Annotated in this window: 2 protein-coding genes; one reads left to right on the top strand and one right to left on the bottom strand. The window is 39.4% G+C overall.

The features are described 5' to 3' along the window. The first annotated feature begins 470 nt into the window (after positions 1–470). Positions 471–1,655 carry a class I SAM-dependent rRNA methyltransferase gene (locus V7Z64_RS12915; protein ID WP_334110678.1) on the top strand — a complete coding sequence of 395 codons (1,185 nt, stop codon included), beginning with the start codon at positions 471–473 and terminating at the stop codon, positions 1,653–1,655. A gap of 288 nt (positions 1,656–1,943) precedes the next feature. Here the strand turns inward: V7Z64_RS12915 and V7Z64_RS12910 are convergent, their stop codons facing one another. After that, entirely contained in the window at positions 1,944–2,453 is a 510-nt protein-coding gene (locus V7Z64_RS12910) for a PepSY-associated TM helix domain-containing protein (protein WP_297987804.1), read from the bottom strand. Between the last annotated feature and the right edge of the window lie 105 nt (positions 2,454–2,558).

The raw sequence follows: 2,558 nt of genomic DNA, 5'->3' as shown, positions 1-2,558 counted from the left end.
TTTTTTTGTTTGGTTGTAAATTTATGTTAGTAAATTTGCTCATCTACAGTTATAAAGAAAAATAAGTTAATCAGATTTTTCGTACACGACGACTCAAGAAAATCCCTCTCTTGTCAAGTACATGTTGTTGTGATGAACCATAAAAAAATAACACAAACAAAAAATTCCTAATGACCACTTTTTGTGTCTACATACACCTCCCTCTTCATTCATAAAATAAGAGAGTTAACCCTTGATTATTGTGTAAACACTCAACTGTTATCATGAGTGTATATGGTTCCATCTTAACAAGATTTTTTTTAAAAAAATATCCGTATTTTCCACAATTTTTATGATTAAACACAACAATAATTGCTTCTTAAATAAAAAATCTAACGAAAAATAGAGTATAAAGTATGTTTTTCATATTTGCGCACATCGTTTTCTTCCTGTATGCTAAAGTAGCGAATATATAGTCAGGAGTGGGAAACATGGCAAATGTTTTTTTAAAGCGAAAGCGAAAAAAGCGGCTCGAACTTGGACATCCGTGGGTGTTTCAAAGTGAAGTCGATTACATTGAAGGAGATTTTGAACCAGGTGATTTCGTCAACGTATATAACCATCAACGTCATTTTTTAGCGAAAGGATATATTAATCCAAAATCGCAAATGATCGTGCGCGTGTTGACGCAAAATCCAAATGATGAATTCAATGCGCACTTTTTTATGAACCGCATTCGGCAGGCATGGGCGTATCGCGAGCGGATGCTTCCGGGCGTTCGTTCATGCCGCGCCATTTATGGTGAAGCAGATTTTTTACCTGGACTCATCGTTGACAAGTACGAAGATGTGCTCGTCGTCCAAATATTATCGCTCGGCATGGAAAAACGAAAAGAATGGATTTTACAAGCGCTTCTTAACGTTTTTCAACCGAAAGCGATTTATTTGCGCAACGACGTACATGTGCGTGAATTAGAAGGACTGAAACAAGAAAAAGGATTTTGGTACGGCACGTGCGATACGAACGTACAAATTGAAGAGAATGGCGTCAAATATATTGTCGATATTGAAAATGGACAAAAAACAGGATTTTTCTTTGACCAACGCCAAAATCGGGCTGCCATCAAACCGCTGATTACAAGCGAATCGACCGTGCTCGATTGCTTTACACATACGGGTTCATTTATGTTAAATGCTTGCTTATATGGGGCAAAACATGTTACTGCTGTCGATATTTCAGAGCATGCCATTGAAACAGCAAAACGAAACGCGGCGCTAAACGGATTTACAAATGTACAGTTTGTCGTCGCAAACGCGTTTGATTATTTACGCGAATGCGTGCAAGAGGGAAAAAAATGGGACGTTGTCATCATTGACCCGCCGGCGTTTGCCAAATCCGCTCATGCGGTACCAAAAGCACTTGCCGGTTATAAAGATATTAATTTAAACGGCTTAAAACTTGTGAAAGACGGCGGCTTTTTCGTCACAGCAAGTTGTTCGTATCACGTACATCCCGATATGTTCCAAGCGATGGTTGCCGAGGCTGCGTTTGATGCAAAAAAAATTTTACGTCAAATTCATTGGAGCGGTGCAGGATACGACCATCCAAAACTACTTGCCGCCGATGAAGGTGACTATTTGAAGTTTGCCATTTATGAAGTACATTCACGTAGGTAACAGGTTGGGGCATCCTAACCTGTTTTAAAATGGACAAAATTACTGCGCACACATCGTATAAAAATGCAGTATACTATAATTGAAAACACTTTCTTTTGCGAGGTGATTTCATATGGCACTCAAAACAATTTGCCCAAAATGCTTTGGAAAAAAGAAAATGAAAATTTGTTTGTCGCTCTATAAAACATGCTCATTATGCAAAGGAACAGGAAAAATTCAACAATCGCCGACGAGACGAATTAGCTAAAAGAGCACTCGCGCAAATACGGATGCGAGTGCTTTTTTCATTTATGCAGCCGACTTTCTTTGCTTCGCTTTCGCTTGCGCTCGTAAAATTTTCACAGATAAATAAATACCTGTCCCGGTTAAGACGATAATCGCAAGCGCGGCGATATCGATCATGAGGCGGTTCCAAAGCCCCAGCTTTCCAACGTGAATTGCGCGCACGAAAGAAGCAAATTTATTCACTTCTTTTTTTACAACTGTACCATCTGGCGCAATCGTCACTAACGTCCCATCTTTGTCATTTAAACGCACCATATACATACCGTGGTTCATCACTACTCCAACTTCATCCATTGAAAATGCACCTGATTCGCTCGCCTTTTTCACAGCGTCCATCATATTTAGCTGTTCGTGATGTGCGCCATCGTGAGCATGTTCATGGCTACTATGCGAATGTCCCCCCATTCCCATTAGCCAACGCTCTGTCAACAACAATCCTGTTATCGCTTCCAAAAGTAAAAATGCTGAACAAATGAGTCCAATCCATAAATGCAAATTGCGCGTTTTTTTCACACATACCCCTCCAACTTTTTTAAAATATGCGACTGTCATGAATGTACAAAAGGTAGTGTCAAAAATTCTATGAAAAGTACCGATGAGCGACTTGTTACAGGAAAA

It is taken from the genome of Anoxybacillus sp. (genome assembly GCF_036834105.1).
GTDB lineage: Bacteria > Bacillota > Bacilli > Bacillales > Anoxybacillaceae > Anoxybacillus.
This window is presented reverse-complemented; position numbering and strand designations above follow the sequence as displayed.

What these genes read in the sequence shown, in the direction of transcription:
- V7Z64_RS12915 (WP_334110678.1), top strand. Translation starts at nt 471, where the DNA reads ATGGCAAATGTTTTTTTAAAGCGAAAGCGAAAAAAGCGGCTCGAACTT.